The sequence below is a fragment of the Methanofollis sp. W23 genome (assembly GCF_017875325.1).
GTDB lineage: Archaea > Halobacteriota > Methanomicrobia > Methanomicrobiales > Methanofollaceae > Methanofollis.
This window is the reverse complement of the sequence record NZ_JAGGMN010000001.1, coordinates 1,486,722-1,505,566: the sequence shown is the minus strand read 5'-3', so window position 1 is coordinate 1,505,566 and position 18,845 is coordinate 1,486,722. Positions and strand designations below refer to the sequence as shown.

Genomic DNA, 18,845 nt, shown 5'->3' with positions numbered 1-18,845 from the left:
TGAAGTCAGAGGGAGTCTCTCTCTTTTCGCACGGTGATCAGAAGTTGTGCCCTCCCTTTCTCTCCTGGACTCTGATTTCATTCATGGAGGGCGGGAGAATATCAAAAATAGTATATATCCTCCAGGAGATGAGCATAGAATCATAGACGGTGTGATCGAGAGTATGGAGGGAGATACAACATGCAGAGAATCCTATTCACGTGATCTCCCCTGCAGTCCCCCTGAAGAAGGGGACGGCGAGGTGACAGAGAGGACGCATGCCCTGAAATTGGACCTCGTGATCCTCCTTCTCTCCTTTCTCCTCGCCCTCACCATCTCGTACCCGGCCATCTACATCACCGACGAATGGATCTCCGCAGACCAGGTGAACCACCTGGTCGAGGGCGACGACCTCCTGTACGGGTATCACCCGTACGGTTCTGCCGCCTATGCTGCCTCGCACCACGACTGTCTCTGCTACACCCTGGCACTCCCTACCCTCTCCCTCCCTGCATACTACTTCTTCGATCTCTTCGACGACTCCTTCCGCCTCTTTGTCATCCTCCTCTGGTCGGCACTCCTCCTTGCCGTCGTCCTCATGATCGAGTGGTGGTACCCCAGATACGCACGCTGGCATGGGATCCCCTGGACCTATGCCGCCATCATCTCCTGGGGCATCCTCTTTGTCCTCAACATGGCCCTGTACCACCCCTTCTGGTTTGTGCGCGGGGTGCACCCCGCTGACGTCAGCGTCTATCCTGAGGTCGCGGCCATCGTCTTCACCAACACTATCGCCTTCGCCCTCTTTGCCCTCCTCGTCTATCATATCTTCCTGGAGGTCTTCGGGTCGGTCCGCTGGGGGATCTTTGGCCTCGTGGCAACACTTGCCTCGTCGTCCTATCTCTTCTGGTCCGGGAATGCCAAGGACCACATGCTGGTGATGCTCTTCTTTACGATCGCGATCTACTGCTTCGTCCTCTCCCTCACCAGAGACCGCCCGCTCTATCTCTTCTCCGCGTTCATCGCCGTCGGGTGGACCGCATGGGCCAGGCCAGAACTCGGGCCCTCGCTCCTCGTGGGGTTTGCGCTCTTTGCGCTCCTCCTCTCGGTCAGGAAGGGGTGGCGCGAGTCAGGAAAGACCGCCCTCGCCATATCGGGCGTCCCGCTCGGGGCCCTCCCGCTCTTTGTGAACAACCTCGGCCTCACCGGACACCCCCTCCTCCTCCCCTGGGTGGCCGGGTACGGCGCCGCCGCCCCTTCAGGCCTCCCGTCTGCGGCCGGCACCCTCAGGGCGACGGTGGCCAGACACTATGCCCCGCCGGCCGGCGATCTCCTCTCAGGATTTTACGGCACCTTCTTCGATCCCTCGTACTCAGGCTCGGCCGGGATCTTCCAGGTCTCCTCTTTCGGCTTTTTCGCCCTGCTCCTCCTCGTCCCGGTCGGCTACCAACTCTACACCTCCGGACGCTCTTCCTTCTCCTCTCGTGACGGCCGACTCATCGCCTTCTTCGCCCTTACCGTTCTCATCGTCCTGGCCGCCTATCTCAAGTCCATCCCCTGGATGGGAGGGAGTCAGGGGATCGTCCCTGACATGCGCTATCTCAGCCCTATCTATCTCCCGCTGGTCGTGCTCGGGACCTATGCCCTCAGGTATGTCGGGTTTGGCGAGGTCGAGATCGCGCGCTCCTTGAAAACCCTCTTCTGGCTGATCGTCATCGACCTCCCCCTCATCTACCTCGTCCTCCAACTTCTCTCAGGGGGAGAGATAAGCGGCCAGGTGGCATTTCTCATGCCCCTCACCTATCTCTTCCTCGCCCTTGCCGCTCTCCTCTACTTCCTCACGGCCGCAGGGAAGACCCGGCCCATAGCCCTTGCCTCCCTCCTCCCGGTCCTGATGCTCTTCACCCTTGCATGGGGAGCGGTGGTGGACTTCCGCTTTGCCACCCTCTGCTGGGAGGGGTATCATTTCTGGATCCCCCTGGTGCAATATCTCTGGTACATCCAGTATGCGGTCTTCCCGTTTTAGTGGGGGGAGACTGGTCATCATTTATATCAACAGACGCGAAAGAGTGTATCGGGGAGAATCTTATGCTTGATATTAAACGTCAGTATGTGATGTCCGAAGACAATACCCCGGTCGGCGTCATCATCGATATCTCTACCTTTGAACGGATCGAGTCCATCATTGAGGATTACGGCCTTTCACACTACATTGAGGAGGCAGATGATGATGAGCCCCTCGACCGTGCAGAGGCGCGGGAATATTATAAAAAAATGAAGGAATCAGTTTGAAATGGTTCAATGCCTCTATAAAAAGACATTTTTAAAAGATCTCACAAAGGTGCCGATTCCCCTCAGAAAAAATATAGAAGAACTGGTATTTTCTGCTATACCAGACTCCAACGATCTCTACACTGATTTTGATTTCAAAAGGATGAAAGGGCATTCGGATTTCTACCGGATACGGGTGGGAAGATACAGGATTGGATGCAGACTCACCAGTTCAGGTGCCCTGATCTTCTACCGCGTAAAATCCAGAGAAGAGATCTATTCCGTATTCCCGTGACCCTCACTCCTTTTCCTCAGAGATGAACCCTTCCAGCACCCGTGCGGCCTCCCACTCCCGCGGTCCACCGCAGCGCTGCACCAGAGCGAGGTGGTGGTCGATGAGGGCCCGAAGACCTGGATCGCGGGTGCGGACAAACCTGGTGGCATGCACCGTCGCCTCGATGATCCCGGCAAACCCGCGGTTCACCGGGCAGACTCCCTTCTCCAGGGCGACCGGGGCGGCGAGCGGGGTGAGGGCGACCAGGATCTTCTCGGCGGTCTCGTGCTTCACCTCCACGGCAAATGCCGCCCATGCCTCGCAGGTGCGGAGACGCTCGACCTCCCTGCCCGCCACCACCTCGGCGACCAGGTCTTTCTGCGGCAGGTCCTCGAAGGCCGTCCGCACCCAGACCACCGGGTCGGCGGTGAGGTTGGCGACCACCCATCCGTCCCGCCTGATATTCGCCTCGGTGTGGGAACCCTTGAAGAGGACCATCGAGAGGGTGCCGTTGCGGGAGATGATCCCCATCGGTGCGGCATTGCCGCGGGTCGTGGCGATCACCTCGTTGATCCCCTCTCTCAGGAATCCCATTCCCACCCCTCATTGAGCGCGAGATAGATCCCCGCGATCATGATGTCGGCCAGCGAACCAGGGTTCACCCCGGCGGCCAGGCACTCCTCGTCGAAGTCCTCGAGCGAGACCTTTCCTGCCTTCACCTCGCCGGCCCGCGCCATCGTCCGGGCGGCTCTCTCCACACCAAACTTCTTCGCGACAAAAGTGTCGGGGTGGGTTGCAAGGAGATCGAGGAACGTCTGCACGATCGCCTCCTTCCCTGACCCATGGGCAAAGAGGAGGTCCCTCGTCTCCTGCGAGAGGGCAAACCCGTTCGTCCACTCCCGCGCCACCATGTCCCGCGGTGCCGAGTAGGCCATCACGTCATAGAGCGTCATCCCTTCATCACGCAGGGCTTGAATGGCCGCGGGATCGTTCACGTCCAGGGCGTCGCGCTCCAGCACCCGCACCTGCGTCGCCCCGAAGGCCTGGTAGAAGGCCACCGCGTCCTCGACTGTGGTGGCCCCGACCTCCCGAATGGCCCCCTCGACCCCGCCGCCCCGGACCAGCGGGACGAGCAGGATGAACGCCCCAAAGTGTGTGTTCCCGCCGGCATGGCAGTTGGTATCCTTTACCGCTTCCAGGATCACCTCGCCGATCCCGGGCTCCCCCTTCTCGGCCAGGGCGAGGGCACGGCCTGCAAAGATCGTGGAGGCCAGGAAATGTTCCAGGCGGGTGTCCGGATAATCGTGCCCGCGGTCCACGTTCCCTGGCTTTGGGGAGGCCGAGACCTCCAGGGCCATCGCGAGCTGCGCCAGTTCAGTCCGCGTCTTCCTCCGGCACTTCATCAAAGACGCACTCCATAATCCTGTCGGCGAGATCGCGCTTCAGGTGCATATACTCCTGGTCGGTGATCCCGGCCGTCTTCGCCGCGATCCCGCGCAGCATGCACGGTGAACTCGACTTGCAGCACCAGGCCATACTCCCAAAGCAGGTCATCTTCCCCTCAGCAAGGGGCGTGCCCGTGACCGCCCTGGCCTTTAGGTCCATATACTCCTCCCTGGTGAGTCCGACCTTCTCCAGGAACGGGATGAGCGGGCAGTGCTTCACCGGCAGACAACAGAAGGCGAGCGCCCTGATGTCGCCGCCCCGGCAGAGTTGTTTGGGGGCGTTGTACCACCCGACCTCGTCGGCCCTCCGCCTGATGGCGGCATCGATCCCGGCCAGGGTCCGCTCGTCCGAGCGTCGTGCAAGGGAGACCATGTCGGCCCCATGGGCGAACATGTCCATTGCCCGGTCGAACGAGGTGATCGAGTTGTTGGCGATGAGCGGCAACGGGCAGGCATTCCTGATCTGGCGGATCCGTGCATAGCCAAAGTCCATCAGGTCCACGTGGAGGATGTCGGCCCCGGCCTTCCAGAGGAGACGGGCAAGTGCGGCGTCGTCGTCCGCGACCCCGGCACGGATCTTCACCGAGACGGTCACACCCTGGGCCTTGAGCGCCTCGACGATCTCGACGATCCGGTGCGGCTCGTGCAGCAGGGCCTCGCCGCACCCGAGCGCCGTCATCTGGGGCTGGCGGCAGTGGGCGTCGACCTCATAGACCACGCCGTCCCCGATCTCCCTGGCGACCGCCGCGTACGACGCAGGCGTGCTCCCCCGCAGGTTCAGCCCGACGAGAACTCCGCACCCTTCAAGGGCCTCAGTCTGCGTCTTCAGTTCGGCGACGGGGTCATCGTACACAAACTCGTCCCGCCCGGCCGCCGCCATTGCACGGCTCGCCTCCATCGTCTCCGCGTCGATGGAGTATCCCCCAATGAACGCGGCACCGATATGCTCTTTTCTGGCCAGCACATACCCGGCGTCGGTGATCCCTGCCATCGAAGCAATGACGACCGGGGTCTTCACCACCTGGCCGTTGAGAATCAATCCGCAGCGCTCGTACCACTCGATCATGCTTCCAGAAATGTTGTCACTGCCATCACAAAGCCCTTTTGTTACTGGTCGTTGAGGGCGTACGTCTCGCCGGTACGTTCACGCGAGGTGCAGTGCTTGAGGTCATCGCGCCTGATATCCCCCTTTCCTGGAGGGGTGCACCTATTTTCAGGGCATCAGGTAGGCCCGGTTCTTCCGGCACGATCTCTCGCGGCACTCGACGGGAACTCCGTGGCCGCATCGACCTGCGGGAATGGCGGGGGTCAGGGGAATTCTTGATGCTGTGGACGATATCCAGGTTGAAATCGAGGTCATCCAAGAACTCTCCTGAGTTTCCCCTCTGCCAGAGATAAAGAAAGATGATGGTGTCAAACTCTCCTGTCTTCGTAGCGAGAACATCCATTCATCGCCTTCTTCTATCTTTTCGCTGGGGTCCTGCCACCTGACCTCTATCTTCGTCGCGGGGGTTTCGCAGGGTCTCCCCCCGGCGAAAGAAACCAGGAAAACATTCATTAGTCTCTATGTGGGGCAGCACGTCGATCGGTCTGGTCTGCCATGCCTTCCTCGAACGATCGCATCCGGGCCGCCGCCCCCGGACCTCCAGGATGGCGAAAGGGCCGGGAAGGCAGAGAAAAAACCATGAAAACGGGACGCAATCCTTCACCTATCTTCATCAGTGGGAGGACAGGGGGGGCGGCACGCACCCCGGTCGAGAAGGGAGTTTTGAATTTCTGGAAGGAAGCACTCTGGTTCAAGGGAATGTTCATCCCAGGAGAGTTTTGAGATATGCCCTTCATCAGAATCTCACGGGCCGATATTCTGGATCACTTTCATGGAGCATATCCCATAAGCGCCCTTGGCTTGATCGGTCATCAGGACCGAGGACTCTCTTCATTCTCATCCATCGCCATCATCAGGGGGGAGGAGGACGGGAGAGTTTTGGGATGACCTCGAAGATCGAAAAACCCGCGCCAGGCGTGACTCCATACACAATGAGCAATCGTCTCCCTGTCTTCCAGCCTCTCTCCTCATTTCATCCAGACCCCTTATGGGGAGAGGATATGCGGGGGCGGCGGGTCAAGAGATTTGTGTGACCCCAAGTTCATTTTGAATTCTCCAGAGCCGAGTATTGAAATGTACTGCGCCAGGGGCGGCCGAAAAGCCAATCAGTAATACATTTATGCTACGAACGTAGTACTCAATAGTGTATGTCACGAAAGGGATTACTACTCGTCGGACACGGCAGCAAACTCTCCTACAACAAGGAACTCATCGAGAAGACCGCCGCCCATATCGCCGAAAAACACCCCGAATACCTTGTCAGGCCAGGATTCATGTCCATGAACACCCCGACGGTGGAGGACGCCCTGAACCTCTTCAAGGACGATGATATCGAGATGCTCGTCGTCGTCCCGCTCTTCCTTGCAAAGGGCGTTCACATCCTCAAGGACATCCCGGCCCTTCTCGGCCTGCCTGAGGGCGGGACCAGAGGCACCTTTGCCCACAACGGCGGCGAGATCCCGCTGGTCTATGCCGGCCCCATCGGGCCCGACCCCCTCCTGGCCGACCTGATGGTCAAGAACGCCGAGGAAGCAATCAACGCAGACGCCTGAATGAAAATTCTTGTCCTCGACACGATCCACGGCGGCACCGAGATTGCGGGGGCGCTTGAGAAGGCCGGACACACCGTCGATGCGGTGGATGTCTACCGCGGCGAGGGCGGGATCCCCGCTGCCGAGGCGGCGCGACGGTCCTATGACCTGGTCGTCGCCCCGGTCCATCTCGATCCCGATCATCCCCTGCTCGGGCGGGCGCCGGAGTGCGTCACGCATCATGAGGCGGTCCGCCGCCTCCTTGCCCCATGCCGCCCAAGGATGATGGTCGAGGTCACAGGGGCGAGGGGGAAGACTACCACGGCGACGGCCCTGGCACATGTGCTCGGCGGCCGTGGGGTGCTTCACACCTCGATGGAAACTTCTCTTTTTCCTGCGCGTCAACGTCTCTGGAGACGCTCGATCACCCCTGCTTCGGTCCTGCCCGCGGCAAAAGAGGCGGTCGCGTGCGAGGGCTGGCTCGTCGCTGAAGAATCTCTTGGAGTCTCTGGCGCAGGCGACCTTGCTATCCTCACCTCGGGCGACGACTATCCCTGTGCCGCCGGGAAGAAGCGGGCTCTTACCGAGAAGGTCCGCTCCCTTGCGGCAGCGCCACTGGTGCTCGTCCCCAAAGGGGTGCGTGTGCCCGGCGGCGTCGTCGCCGACGAGGTCGCCGCCGTCGAAGGGACGCGCTGCACCTACCAGTACGGAAAAGTGCAGGGTTCATTCGAGAACCCCCTCCTTGCCCTGCGGGGCTACCGGACACCGCTGCACCTGGCCGCCGCCGCGGCCTGCCTGCTCGGGTACGACCCGGCCGGGCTTGCGACCTTCGCCCCCCTGCCAGGCAGGATGGCGGTCTCGCGTGAGGCTGGCGGCCTCACCGTCGACTGCGCCAACAGCGGTGCCTGCCGCGAGGTCGCCCTTGATGCCGCGGCGTACGCCAGGGCCCTGGGGGGCGGCGCCCCTCTTGTCCTGGTGATCGGGACCGAAGGCCAGACCATCTGCGAGGGCTTCCCGGCTGCGGAGGTGCAGGCGGCGGTGGCGGCGATCAGCCCAGACCGCCTGGTCGTCGTCGGCGACTACGATGCAGCCGACCTCCCTCCCGACGCCGTGACGGCCACCGACCTGGAGGACGGGATCCGCAGAGCAGAGCAGATGAGCAACGGTGGGACTATTGTCCTTGCCGTCAAGACATGGAGATAGAATGGAATACGTACAACCACGGCCAAGTTCGATCGTCGCCTCCCTGTACACCGCCCGCGACCTGGGAGTGGAGGTGGCCATCCTCCACGGCCCGTCGGGGTGCTCGTTCAAGCATGCCCGCCTCCTTGAAGAAGACGGGATGCGGGTCCTGACCACCTCGCTCGGCGAGAACGAGTTCATCTTCGGTGGCCAGGGTGTTCTGGAGCGGGTGCTCAGGTACGCCGAGGCAGAGTTCTCTCCGACGCGGATGGCAGTGATCGGGACCTGTGTCTCGATGATCATCGGCGAGGACATCGAGGCGGCCATCGAAGGCTCAGGGGTGGAGACCCCGACCATCGGGGTCGAGATCCATGCCGGGTTCAGGGAGAACATCGACGGCGTCCTTGCGGTCCTCGAGCCCGCCGCACGGGCCGGGTGGATCGCCGGGGACGAACTCGAACGGCAGCGCCGTCTCCTCGCCGCGGCAAACCAGGTGGAACGTCTCAGGGGTGCGGCCTCGCAGCCGTACATCGAGCCTTCACGGGGCGACCTCAAGCACCGTGCCGCCCATCGTCTCCTCGACCTTGCGAGGAGCGGGAAGAAGGGGGTCGCGGTGCTCAATGCAAAGAAAGAGACGGCGTACATGTTCGCCGACGAACTCTGCGCCCTCCACGAGGTCTGCCCTGAGGCCGAGATCACCTATCTTGCCAACCTCGAAGACCGCGGCCTCCCCAAGGTGCGGGCCGACGCCGCTCGTATCCTGGCCGGGATGAAAGAGCGGGGGATCGACCCCGCACTCCTCGGCGCCCTCGACGAGTATGGGGAGAACGGCGAGGCCGTCGGCGAACGGATCCAGGAGATCAAACCAGACTTCGCCTTCCTGGTCGGGGTGCCCCATGCCGTCCCGCCAGAATACACCGACGGTATCGAGACGATCTCGGTCACCAACGGCCCGCGCCAGGTCGCGCCCCTCAAGGCGATCGGCCATGCCATGGTCGTCGTCGAGGTCGACCTCCACCCCAAGACTCTCGGAGTGAGGGAGATCGTGGAGAGCGAGTTCGGCGCGGTGTTGCGGAGCATGAACGGAGAGTGAACTGATGAAAGCCCTCCTCATCTCAGGCGACCGGTCTGGCAGCGGGAAGACGAGCATTACCCTCGCCCTCGCCGCTCTCCTCTCGCGGGAGGCCTCGGTCCAGACCTACAAGGTGGCGATGGACTACATCGACCCGTCATATCTCACGGCGGTCACCGGCAGGCCCTGCCGGAACCTGGACTCCTATGTGATGTCTCCGGCCCAGATGCAGGGGGTCTTCGAGCACGGGGCGGAGGGCGCCGACCTCGCCCTGGTCGAAGGGGTGCGGGGGCTCTTCGAGGGGGCCGAGGCCACCGGCGATGCAGGCAGCACCGCCTCGGTCGCCAAGGCCCTCGGGCTTCCTGTGGTCCTGGTCGTGGACGCCAGGAGCATCACCAGGAGCGCCGCCGCCATCGTCAACGGGTATGCCGGATTCGACCCCGACGTCAGGGTCGCCGGCGTCATCCTCAACAACATCAGGACCGAAGGTCACCGTGACAAAACAACCAGAGCCATCGAACACTACTGCGGGCTCCCGGTGATCGGGGCGGTCCCGAAAGACGAGGGGATGCGGCTTGCGATGCGCCACCTCGGGCTGGTCCCGTACCGCGAGGGCCAGGAGGGCGACGAGTTCCTGGCACGGGTCGAGGCCATCAAGGAGGTGGTCGCCTCATACATCGACCTCGACACCCTGAAGGGACTGATGACCGAGTACACCCCGCAGGGGCGTGTCAGGGAGATCTTTGCGCCGGTGCAGGAGGCGCCAGACCTCAGGGTCGCGGTCGCCTATGACGAGGCCTTCAACTTCTACTACCACGACCTCTTCGATCTCCTTGGGGCGCTCGGGGCCGAGGTCGTTCCTTTCAGCCCGATCCACGACTCGTTCCCAGAGGCCGACGGGTATATTCTCGGCGGCGGGTATCCTGAACTCTATGCTGAAGGGCTTGAGAAAAATCTCCGGATGCGAGAAGGACTCTGTGCCGCGGCCGGAGACGGCGTCCCCATCTATGCCGAATGCGGCGGGCTCGTCTACCTCACCGACCGTCTCACCCTCCGATCAGGATGGCAGGGGCGGGAGCACGAGGAGGTCTACGAGATGTGCGGCGTCCTCCCTGGCGACGCCGCTATCCCGGGCCGCCGGACCCTGGGCTATGTCGAGGGGCGTGCCGGTCCGGCATGTCCCTTCGGGGACTGGGGGTTCCGCGGGCACGAGTTCCATTACTCTGAGGTCGACCTTGCCGAAGGGACGACCTATGCCTACCGCCTCTCCAGAGGGACCGGGATCGCCGGCAGGAAGGACGGGGCGGTCCGAGGCCAGGTACTCGCGAGTTACACCCATCTCCACCCGGTGGCAAGCGCCGCCCTGTACCGTGGATTCGTCGCCAGGTGCAGGGAACGGCGGAACGAACCATAAACTTCTATACCCACATCGCGCCAACAGATAATTCATGATCATTTACCTCAACGGTGAGTTTGTCCCCGAGGAGGAGGCGAAGGTCTCAGTCTTTGACCACGGCCTGCTGTACGGTGACGGTGTCTTTGAGGGGATCCGGGCATACAATGGCCGGGTCTTCAGACTGGACGAGCACATTGACCGGCTCTATGACTCGGCCAAGACGATCGACCTTGAGGTGCCCCTCTCCAAGGAGGAGTTCAAGGAGGCGCTCCTTGAGACCCTGCGCAGGAACGACCTCAAGGACGCCTATATCAGGCCGGTGGTCACCCGCGGCAAGGGCAACATGGGCCTGGACCCCAGGAGTTGCGCCACCCCGACGGTCTTCATCATCGCCGCCGGGTGGGGCGCGATGTACGGCGACCTCTACGTGAAGGGGCTTACTGCCGTCACGGTCTCGGTCAGGAGAAACGCCGCCGACGCTCTCCCGCCGAATGTCAAGAGCCTCAACTATCTCAACAACATCCTTGCGAAGATCGAGGCCAACTACAAGGGCGGCGACGAGGCAATCTTCCTCGACACCCACGGCAACATCACCGAGGGCTCGGGCGACAACCTCTTCCTGGTCAAAGATGGCGTCCTCATCACCCCGCACACCCTCAACAACCTGCGTGGGGTCACCAGGCATGTCGTCCTCGAAGCGGCGGCGGCCCTCGGGCTCACCGTGATGGAGCGCGATGTCGGCTACTTCGACCTCTATACTGCCGACGAGGTCTTTGTCACCGGCACGGCGGCCGAACTTGGCCCGATCGTCACCATCGACGGCCGGACCATCGGGACCGGTACCCCCGGCCCGATCACCAAGCAGTTGATGGCCGGGTTCTCCGCCATCACCGCGAAGGAAGGCACCCCGATCTACTGATCGGGTCCCCTTTTTGTTCTTCTTTTCTGGTGATTGAGGGGCTGTGTTAAGACCTCTCTTGATGCGTATCCCTGCGTTGATGCCGCCCCTGGCCTTTCATGTCCTGCCCTCTCTTCATCCGCGGAGTCCTGGAGCAAAGCCCGTGGTGAGAGACTATGGGAAGGGGGTTTGAGTCTCATTCACACAAAAAGCAGATCCCAGAACTCCCTGAGGCTTGACCATCGTCTTGAACTGAAGTCTTTCGTTCCTGAATGTCCGGACCCTACCCACCGTGGGGTGTGCCGCCCCCTGAACCCCTGCTGATGATGATTGACGGGGGATCGCATCCCATCGTCATGATCATCGCTCTGCCTTCCCGTCTCTCTCTCCGTCCCTCGGGTCCGGGGGCAGCACCCCGGCGCGGTGGCGTGAGAAGGGATGAATGCATGGATGTCTGGGTAGGAAGACGGAATCAAGGGTCATCTCCCCTCTGGGGAGCAAGAGCGTCAGCACCTCCGGTCTTCTCGCGTTATCTTCGTTTGCCCGGGAGTGCAGACGGTCCAGGGATCCCTCTTTATTTGATCTCGCTCTCCCAGGGGGGACTGTAGTCGTAGAACCGGTACACCCGTTCGAACCACGAGAGGTCGTCGGCCTTTGGCCAGTGGCCGTGGTCGAAGTTCGGTGCCGTTTCCATCGTTTCCTTTCTCATCTTCAGGAGAAAGTCGTCCTCCTCTTCGGTGAGTGCCTGCCAGGGTACAGGATACAATTTCTCTCCCAGGCCCATGATCCCGCCCGAGGAGAGGACGGCAAAGACGATCGAACCCGAGCCCATGTCTATCATCAGGTGGTGGATCTCGCCGAGGTCTTCACCGAGGGCGTTCTTCACTCTCCTGCCAAGGATCTTTTCGGTGGCCACAATCCGCGGGTGGACTATCGTGACCGGACTTGCAAAACTCATCTCTTCTGCTCCCCCCTTTTGTGCGCGTGCGTCTGTGGCTATCCCATTATTTGAAGATTGTGGAGGAGTGGAGGGGCGGTGCCCCGTGACCGCCCGAAAATTTAAGTACCAGGATTTTTATATACAATATGGCACTTCTGCTGCCATAGTGTAGTGGCCAATCATGTCGGCCTTTCACGCCGACGACTGGGGTTCGAATCCCCATGGCAGCATTCCGGGCAACATTCCAGATGCCCTTTTTCAAAACCAATCATTTCGTAAATTCATTTTCTCAAAAATTTCGTTCCTGTAGAATTTTGCATGAACCCCTGGATCACGCATACGGCAGGAGACCATAGTGACCACCACTTCATTGCCCCCCTCGGTTATCTTTGTCGTGGGGGTCCGGGGGGTCTCTCCCCGGTGCGAGATTCCAGGAAAAATTCTACGATTAGGGGCGGCATGCTTCCGCCACAGAGAAACATCAAGGAGATCTCTCTAAAACTTTTTACGAGCAATTTTTCAGGCTCGCTCATCTCACACTCACGAGGCATACTCCTCCGGCGCCCTCATCCCTGTATGTGGATTTTCGGTCGATAGGAAGCAGTCACAATAAAGTTTACTCTTCCTTCAATGCCAGGTAGCCGCTGAGCAGCACCCCCATCATGGCGATGATCAGACCGAGCGTCCCAATGCTGAACCCGGTCGGTGCCGCACCGAAGAAATAGTACTCGCTCCCGATGAAGTGCAGGACGCATGCGATCCCGAGGAGAGAGAGGGTGAGGGGCAGTGAGTTGAGATGTTGTTTCATAGATTTAGTATACACTCGGGCCTATTATCATTTTTGAGGGGAGCGCATGGGAAGGATCGCCTCTGACCGCTCTCTATACGAGATCGTGCGCCCCCTTCAGTTCTGGAGAGAGGGTCTCGAAAAATCAGATGAGATGATTCTAATCCATCATCTCGAGGTCGATCTCGATCCCGCCGGTGGCCGCGAAGACCAGGTTGTAGATGAGCGCAGCGATCGCCCCGCCGATGAACCCGCCGATCGCAAAGAAGATCACGCTGATAAGGATCCCGGCGATCCCGGTCCCGATGGTCTGGAGCATCCCGGCCCCCTGGCCAAAGTCCCCGAATAAAAATACCATGATCCCGAGGATCAGTGCATAGAGTGCCATCAGCACGGCAAAGAAGAGTCCGACCGAGACCACCCCAAGACGCTTCACCTTCACGGTCCGTTTTGCCATCATTTCATTCCCCCCCCTACCGCGGCCTCTATCCACCATGAATTTAAAAATGTTGCCGTCGTCCGACCTGAGACAGGGCCTTCACGTTACGCCGCACTCCTCCCTGCATGATATCGACATCTATCTGGAGATACCATGCATTTCCTTCCTGCATCGCCTGTATGATCTGATATTCCACCTCATATCTCGGAAAAATATCGGTGAACCCCGGGTTCTCATCATGGCCGAGAAGGAGAACGAAGTACGGTGGGAGCACCTCACCCTGACCCCGCACCCGACCCTTTGAAGCGCATGGGAATACCAGGGAAGAATGTGCCGCAGAAAAGACGACTCTCCGGCCGCCATGCCTGACACCGAGGAAAGACATATATGTCGTCCTCTGCAGTAGAGAGCAGAGTCGTGCTGGCAGGAGCGGGGACCACCGCGCCGGTGCTGCCAGGACGAAGAGGGGGACTATCTCGGATGGACTGCCGGGCATTGCTCGTGGTCATATGCCTCATGCTTGCCGTGCCGGCCCTGGTCTCTGCAGAAGAGGTGCAGGCCCTCAAAGGCAGGGTGCTCGAAGAAGGCGGTGTGGTCTATCTTCTCCCTGACTTACAGGCCGGGGAGACCATCTCGGTGCGGGTGAACCGGAGTTCAGGAAACCTCGACCCCTTCGTCGCGATCGCCCCGCCCGAGACAAACCGCACCACCCTGGGAGAGGAGTTCTGGACCATGGTCCAGACCGGGGTCAGGGGTGGCGGGGAACCGGTCGCGGAGATCACCGGGGCCGCCGACCGGTTCTTCCTTGCCTGGGACGACGACAGCGCTGAAGGACATACTGCCGTCCTCAAGTGGGTCGTCCCGAAAGACGGCGATTATCCACTCATTGTCACTTCGTCGCCGCTGACCGAGACCTTCGGCGAATATAGCCTTCTGCTCGGGATCGATGCACCTGGTGTACTCTACGGCACGGCGACACCGACGCCAGGCGTGGTCCTTGCCGTCCCAGACCCTGCGATGCCGCCGGCAGGCAAAGGTGCCGAGGAGCGGAGCGGCAATCTCACCGCCGACAAGACCTCGACCTTCTACCCGCTCGAGAACCTCGAGGCCGGGGACACCGTTCATGCTGTGGTGGACTCGGTCTCCGGCGACCTGAGACCGGTCCTCATCCTTGAGAGCGTGGACGGGAAGCCCATGATGGCGGCAAACTTTCTGGACCATGGGACCAGGGCGGCGCTCTCGTATCAACTCAGGGCCGACGAGACCGAGGGCCTGGTCCTCCGTGTCGAGGCGGGGGAGGGCGAAGGTACATTCAGGCTCCGCGTCGGGATCAACGATCCCGAGGTGCTCGACGGCACCGCCGTCCTCGGTGGGAGAAAGGTGATCCGGGAACCGGTCACCGTCCTGGCCGCGGTGGAGTTGGACCAGATCACCAATGTCGATCAGAAGGCTGAGAACTACGCTGCCGTCGCCAACATCAGGATGCAGTGGAACGACCCTGTGCTTGCCTTCGACCCCCAGGAAGAGGGCGTCCCATTCAAGATCTACCGGGAGATCGACGACTTTGTCGAGGCCGAAGGGACGAGGTGGCCTGAGTTCACCCTTTTCAACCAGCAGGGGAATAGGTGGACCCAGAACCAACTCATCACCATCACCTCGAATGGTACGGCGACCTACTTTGAGCGTTTCTGGACAACCTTCCAGGCCCCTGACTTCTACTTCAAGGACTATCCATTCGACACCCAGACCTTCTACATCAGGATCCAGGCCCTGTACCCGGAAGAGTATTTCAGGTATGCCGACTGGGAGGGCGAGACGATCGTCGGCACGCAACTCGGCGAGGAGGAGTGGTATATCACGGGATACTGGACCGAGGTCGACACCGTCGAGCAGAACCAGGTCCATTCCAGGTTCTCGTTCGGCTTTGATGCGAAGCGGCACCTTGAGTATTATATCCTCAGGATCTTTGTCCCGATCTTCATCCTGATCATGCTCGGGTGGGTCACCTTCCTCCTCAAGGACTACAGCAAGCGTGCCGACGTGGCAAGCGCCAACCTCCTCCTCTTCATCGCCTTCAACTTCACCATCGCCGGCGACCTCCCCCGCCTTGGCTATCTCACCTTCCTTGACGCCGTCCTGATCACCACCTTCGTGGTCAGCGGGCTCACGGTGGTCTACAACCTCTATCTCAAGTGGCTTGCGACCAAGGAGCAGAAAGAGGTGGCCGAACGCCTCGACCGCGTGCTGGTCTGGTTCTACCCGATCGCGTACATCGTCTCGATCGTGCTGATCACCACGGCCTTCTCGTGAGGGGACGGTCTCCTGGAGAGAGGAGACTTTTGCGTGGATCTTTCAAGCATACCTGAAGAGAATTCCTGTATGGTTATGGGGTGTGCGTGGATCCGTGCTCGTCCTTCTGAGCAGGACAAATGGTGGGAACACCACTTTCTCTCTCTCTCTCGAAGTCCGGGGATCTTCCCCCAGAACCCTGGGGAGAAGATATGGATGAGAGGGCAGAAGCCAGACCTCTCTCTCTCTGGCGGGGGCTGGCTTTGAAGAGGGGCAGTGGGCGGCACCCTCCTCTTCAAGAATTGTGATCATGCCTCCCCTGTACAGTTTCGGTTTTGGCGGATACCTGGAAGGATCTTTGGGTCCCTCATATCTTTACCAAAAGATAGAATGGAATGGCATGATTTCAGCGAAAAATATTTCCATACTCCTTCGAATCACCTGGCCCTCCGCTTCTCGAGGAGTGGGGCGGCGATGATGCAGGTTCTCCATGTCGACGACGAACCGGTCATCCTTGAGATGACGCAGTTCTTTCTTGAACGCAGCGGCGAGGTGCAGGTCACCACCTGCACCTCTGCAGAGGAAGCCCTTGGACTTATCGAGAGCACGGAGTTTGATGCGGTCATCTCCGACTATGAGATGCCTGGCATGAATGGGATCGACTTCCTCTTTGAACTGAGATGTGCCGGGATCACCGTCCCGTTCATTATCTTTACCGGGCGGGGGAGAGAAGAGGTGGTGATCGAGGCGCTCAACCAGGGGGCCGACTTCTATATCCATAAGGGGGGAGAGGCCAGGTCGCAGTTTGCAGAACTGCGGAACGCAGTCAGGCAGGCCGTGGAGAAATACCAGGCCGACCAGGAGGTCCGTGTATCTGAACGCCGGATCTCTGAGATCTTTCACCACCTCCCTGATGCGACCTTTGCCGTCGACTGTGGCGGCAGGATTCTTGCCTGGAACCGAGCGATGGAGGAGATGAGCGGGGTGGCGGCACGCGAGATTGTCGGGACAGGCGGCCACGTCTATGCGTCTCCCTTTTACGGCATCTCCAGGCCGACACTGGTGGACGCCCTCCTTCATCCCGGCGAAGAGGTGGACGCCGCCTATACCGTCATTCAGCAGGAGAAGGGGCTGATCATTGCAGAGACCGAGGAGGCGTCGGTGGACGGGCGACCGGCGGTGCTCTGGGCCAAGGTAACCCTGTTGTACGACCAGAACGGAAATGTCGCCGGGGCGATCGAGTCGGTCCGCGATATCACGGCACAGAAACAGGCAGAGAAAGAACTCATCTTGGCCGGGGAGTACCGCCGCACCCTGATCGAGGCACATATCGACCCGCTGGTGACCATCGGTCCTGACCGGCGGATCACCGACGTCAACGCGGCGACCGAGACATTGACCGGCCTGGGACGGACCGCCCTGATCGGCACTGATTTCTGTTCGCTCTTCACCGATCCAGGGCGTGCAGAGGACGTATGCAAGATGGTGATGGCCGATGGCGCAGTCAGGGAATATCCCCTCGCAATCCAGGGTGCGGATGGAGACGTGTGCCCGGTGCTCTTCTACGGCACCATCTACCTGGGAAGGGACGAGGAAGCGAGAGGGGTCTTTGCCGAACTGCACGCTCCTCTGCCTGGTGGCGGGGAGCAAGGCATCTGCCGTGTCATGGCCCCGTCTCTCCCAGGCTAGTCTAGGGAATTGTCCTCGTCGCAGTGGCGAGGGCAGAATGGTGTACTCGTGGTCCCGGAGACCTCAGGCAAATGATCATCATTAATAGTGAGCGAATATACATGAGATCTAATGAACATTCAGGAGGTCTGTCGGTGCGATATATCGTGGTCGACCAGATGACAAAAGAAACCCTCTGCCTCACTACCGACCTGGAAGAGGCATATGCTGTCTGGCAGGGACAACTTGGTTACTCTGCCGAGGTCCATGCCGTCCCGGTCAGGGCGCGGGCGATCATCCTGGGCCGGAGGAGCAGGGATGCCGGGATGAGAGCGGTGGAAGCGGCGCGGTGCAGGGTCATGTATCCGTGCCTGGGGATGTCTGGGATGGTATAAGGCCCCCTCGCAGAGGAGAAAGATGGCAGAGGGGAAGGTCTTATCTTCCTCTCTCCATATGCCCGGGGCGTAACCTTTGTCTCATGACCATTGTCCCCCAGTTATTTTTGGTTCTGTAGAGATCCTCTGGATGAATCTCTCTGGAGGGGGGCCTGGCCGCCCCCCGAACTCCCCTGCCACATGATAGATCGAGGACGGCATCACCCTTTTCATGTTTGGTTGTTCTGCCTTCCCAACTTCATCATCATCCTGGGGATCCGGGCGACCCTCGGTCCCAGTCGAAGAGGGGGGAAGGCGGATGAGTCGCGCTCACACCAAGAATGGGCGAGGGTTTACCATGAAAATGATCCCAAAGATTGGTTCTGGAGGGTTGAGAGAGGACTTGAAGCCGTCTGATTGCCTTCTGAGCGATATGCAAAGTATAGAAACACCTTCAGAATGATCGGCCCTCTGCCTTCCCGACCCTATCTTCGCCCCGGGGGTCCGGGGGCAGCGCCCCCGGCCGATGGTGTGGGAAGGCACTTCGATCAGAATGGCCGCCCTCCATCGTAGAATCTTCCCTACCATCTCGCGCCGGGGGGTTTCACCCCCTGGACCCTCCACGGACCGAAGATAGCCGAGGGGCGGCGATGGAACACGATCCCCATTGATTTTCCTCTCTTGAAAAAGAGCGATCAAGCGACGAAATATTTTCATCCCGTATGCTTGAGGCGTGTTCTCGCGTCATGAGCGATTCTACAAAACCCATTTTTCATTTTTTTCCGGCCGCCACCAGTTCTTCAAGGAGGGCGTTCGTCTTTCTCTGCTCGGCGAGCATCTCCTGCTCGGTCTTCAGGAGCGCCTTCAGCAGGTCGAGGGCAAGCATGCTCCTCCTGAAGAGTTCTTCCTTCCGGTCTCCAAACCGCGCCTCAAACCCGGTGAACTCCCCGGTGGGTGCCGAGACCTCGACCACCAGGTCCTCGACTGCGATCACCGGTTCGCCCTCCGCCCGCACCCCCTCGAAAAAGGCGGCAAGGTCCGCGGCATCTCCCTCGGCCACCATCTCGACCGTGCCGTCAGGGAGGTTCTTCACATATCCCTCGACACCGATTCTCGCCGCGCACCCGGCGACATAACTCCGGTAGCCGACGCCCTGCACCCTGCCGCGTGCGATGGTCCGCATGCGCAATCTGC

Annotated in this window: 19 protein-coding genes and 1 tRNA gene; 12 read left to right on the top strand and 8 right to left on the bottom strand. The window is 60.4% G+C overall.

All coding sequences use genetic code 11. The annotated features are described in order from the left end of the window. The first annotated feature begins 241 nt into the window (after nt 1–241). The 3 genes from J2129_RS13045 to J2129_RS06335 all read left to right on the top strand — a co-directional run bounded on the left by J2129_RS13045 (nt 242) and on the right by J2129_RS06335 (nt 2,545). Entirely contained in the window at nt 242–2,005 is a 1,764-nt protein-coding gene (locus J2129_RS13045) for a glycosyltransferase family 39 protein (RefSeq protein WP_245320657.1), read from the top strand. 62 nt (nt 2,006–2,067) lie between these two features. Further along, nucleotides 2,068–2,271, top strand: a complete 204-nt coding sequence (locus J2129_RS06340) for a hypothetical protein (protein ID WP_209630066.1) — start codon at nt 2,068–2,070, stop codon at nt 2,269–2,271. Between the two features lies 1 nt (nt 2,272). Further along, on the top strand, nt 2,273–2,545 hold the full coding sequence (locus J2129_RS06335; RefSeq protein ID WP_209630065.1) for a hypothetical protein: 273 nt from the start codon (nt 2,273–2,275) through the stop codon (nt 2,543–2,545). A 3-nt stretch (nt 2,546–2,548) separates the two neighbouring features. Here J2129_RS06335 and J2129_RS06330 read toward each other — a convergent pair whose 3' ends face one another. The 3 genes from J2129_RS06330 to J2129_RS06320 are packed head-to-tail and all read right to left on the bottom strand — an operon-like array spanning nt 2,549 to nt 5,035. Next, a complete protein-coding gene (locus tag J2129_RS06330; RefSeq protein ID WP_209630064.1) occupies nt 2,549–3,118 on the bottom strand; it encodes a DUF447 domain-containing protein in 570 nt (189 codons plus the stop codon). Continuing rightward, on the bottom strand, nt 3,106–3,927 hold the full coding sequence (locus J2129_RS06325; protein ID WP_209630063.1) for a triphosphoribosyl-dephospho-CoA synthase: 822 nt from the start codon (nt 3,925–3,927) through the stop codon (nt 3,106–3,108). Before J2129_RS06325 ends, J2129_RS06330 begins: the two co-directional genes overlap by 13 nt. Then, the gene (locus tag J2129_RS06320) at nt 3,899–5,035 is read right to left on the bottom strand and encodes a methanogenesis marker 9 domain-containing protein (protein ID WP_209630062.1); all 1,137 of its coding nucleotides are present in this window, start codon (nt 5,033–5,035) and stop codon (nt 3,899–3,901) included. Before J2129_RS06320 ends, J2129_RS06325 begins: the two co-directional genes overlap by 29 nt. Nucleotides 5,036–6,222: 1,187 nt before the next feature. On the opposite strand from J2129_RS06320, the gene cfbA reads away from it, so the two are divergent. From cfbA to ilvE, 5 genes are read left to right on the top strand one after another with little or no spacing between them, the layout of a single operon-like run. Further along, complete coding sequence (gene cfbA, locus J2129_RS06315) at nt 6,223–6,627, top strand: sirohydrochlorin nickelochelatase (protein WP_209630061.1); 405 nt, start codon at nt 6,223–6,225, stop codon at nt 6,625–6,627. Next, a complete protein-coding gene (gene cfbE, locus J2129_RS06310) occupies nt 6,628–7,809 on the top strand; it encodes a coenzyme F430 synthase (protein WP_209630060.1) in 1,182 nt (393 codons plus the stop codon). Nucleotide 7,810: 1 nt separating this feature from the next. Continuing rightward, nucleotides 7,811–8,881 (top strand): Ni-sirohydrochlorin a,c-diamide reductive cyclase catalytic subunit, encoded by a 1,071-nt coding sequence (gene cfbD / locus J2129_RS06305; RefSeq protein ID WP_209630059.1) that lies wholly within the window; start codon nt 7,811–7,813, stop codon nt 8,879–8,881. A 4-nt stretch (nt 8,882–8,885) separates the two neighbouring features. After that, nucleotides 8,886–10,274: a Ni-sirohydrochlorin a,c-diamide synthase gene (cfbB, locus tag J2129_RS06300; RefSeq protein WP_209630058.1), complete on the top strand. Its 1,389-nt coding sequence runs from the start codon at nt 8,886–8,888 to the stop codon at nt 10,272–10,274. Between the two features lie 34 nt (nt 10,275–10,308). Beyond that, a complete protein-coding gene (gene ilvE, locus J2129_RS06295) occupies nt 10,309–11,175 on the top strand; it encodes a branched-chain-amino-acid transaminase (protein WP_209630057.1) in 867 nt (288 codons plus the stop codon). 553 nt (nt 11,176–11,728) lie between these two features. Here the strand turns inward: ilvE and J2129_RS06290 are convergent. Beyond that, entirely contained in the window at nt 11,729–12,112 is a 384-nt protein-coding gene (locus J2129_RS06290; protein ID WP_209630056.1) for a PRC-barrel domain-containing protein, read from the bottom strand. 139 nt (nt 12,113–12,251) lie between these two features. Between J2129_RS06290 and J2129_RS06285 the strand changes: the two genes are divergently transcribed. Further along, a tRNA-Glu gene (locus J2129_RS06285) sits at nt 12,252–12,324 on the top strand. A 386-nt stretch (nt 12,325–12,710) separates the two neighbouring features. On the opposite strand, the gene J2129_RS06280 is transcribed toward J2129_RS06285, so the two are convergent. Then, nucleotides 12,711–12,902, bottom strand: coding sequence for a hypothetical protein (locus J2129_RS06280; RefSeq protein ID WP_209630055.1), 192 nt, complete (start codon nt 12,900–12,902; stop codon nt 12,711–12,713). A 139-nt stretch (nt 12,903–13,041) separates the two neighbouring features. Further along, on the bottom strand, nt 13,042–13,338 hold the full coding sequence (locus tag J2129_RS06275) for a hypothetical protein (RefSeq protein WP_245320655.1): 297 nt from the start codon (nt 13,336–13,338) through the stop codon (nt 13,042–13,044). A 462-nt stretch (nt 13,339–13,800) separates the two neighbouring features. Here J2129_RS06275 and J2129_RS06270 point away from each other — a divergent pair, with 462 nt between their 5' ends. After that, nucleotides 13,801–15,630: a hypothetical protein gene (locus J2129_RS06270; protein ID WP_209630053.1), complete on the top strand. Its 1,830-nt coding sequence runs from the start codon at nt 13,801–13,803 to the stop codon at nt 15,628–15,630. A gap of 42 nt (nt 15,631–15,672) precedes the next feature. Here the strand turns inward: J2129_RS06270 and J2129_RS06265 are convergent, their stop codons facing one another. After that, a complete protein-coding gene (locus J2129_RS06265; RefSeq protein ID WP_209630052.1) occupies nt 15,673–15,921 on the bottom strand; it encodes a hypothetical protein in 249 nt (82 codons plus the stop codon). 162 nt (nt 15,922–16,083) lie between these two features. Between J2129_RS06265 and J2129_RS06260 the strand changes: the two genes are divergently transcribed. Next, the gene (locus J2129_RS06260; RefSeq protein ID WP_209630051.1) at nt 16,084–17,298 is read left to right on the top strand and encodes a PAS domain S-box protein; all 1,215 of its coding nucleotides are present in this window, start codon (nt 16,084–16,086) and stop codon (nt 17,296–17,298) included. A gap of 158 nt (nt 17,299–17,456) precedes the next feature. Then, the gene (locus J2129_RS06255) at nt 17,457–17,672 is read left to right on the top strand and encodes a hypothetical protein (RefSeq protein ID WP_209630050.1); all 216 of its coding nucleotides are present in this window, start codon (nt 17,457–17,459) and stop codon (nt 17,670–17,672) included. A gap of 751 nt (nt 17,673–18,423) precedes the next feature. Here J2129_RS06255 and J2129_RS06250 read toward each other — a convergent pair. After that, complete coding sequence (locus J2129_RS06250; RefSeq protein ID WP_245320653.1) at nt 18,424–18,834, bottom strand: acylphosphatase; 411 nt, start codon at nt 18,832–18,834, stop codon at nt 18,424–18,426. Between the last annotated feature and the right edge of the window lie 11 nt (nt 18,835–18,845).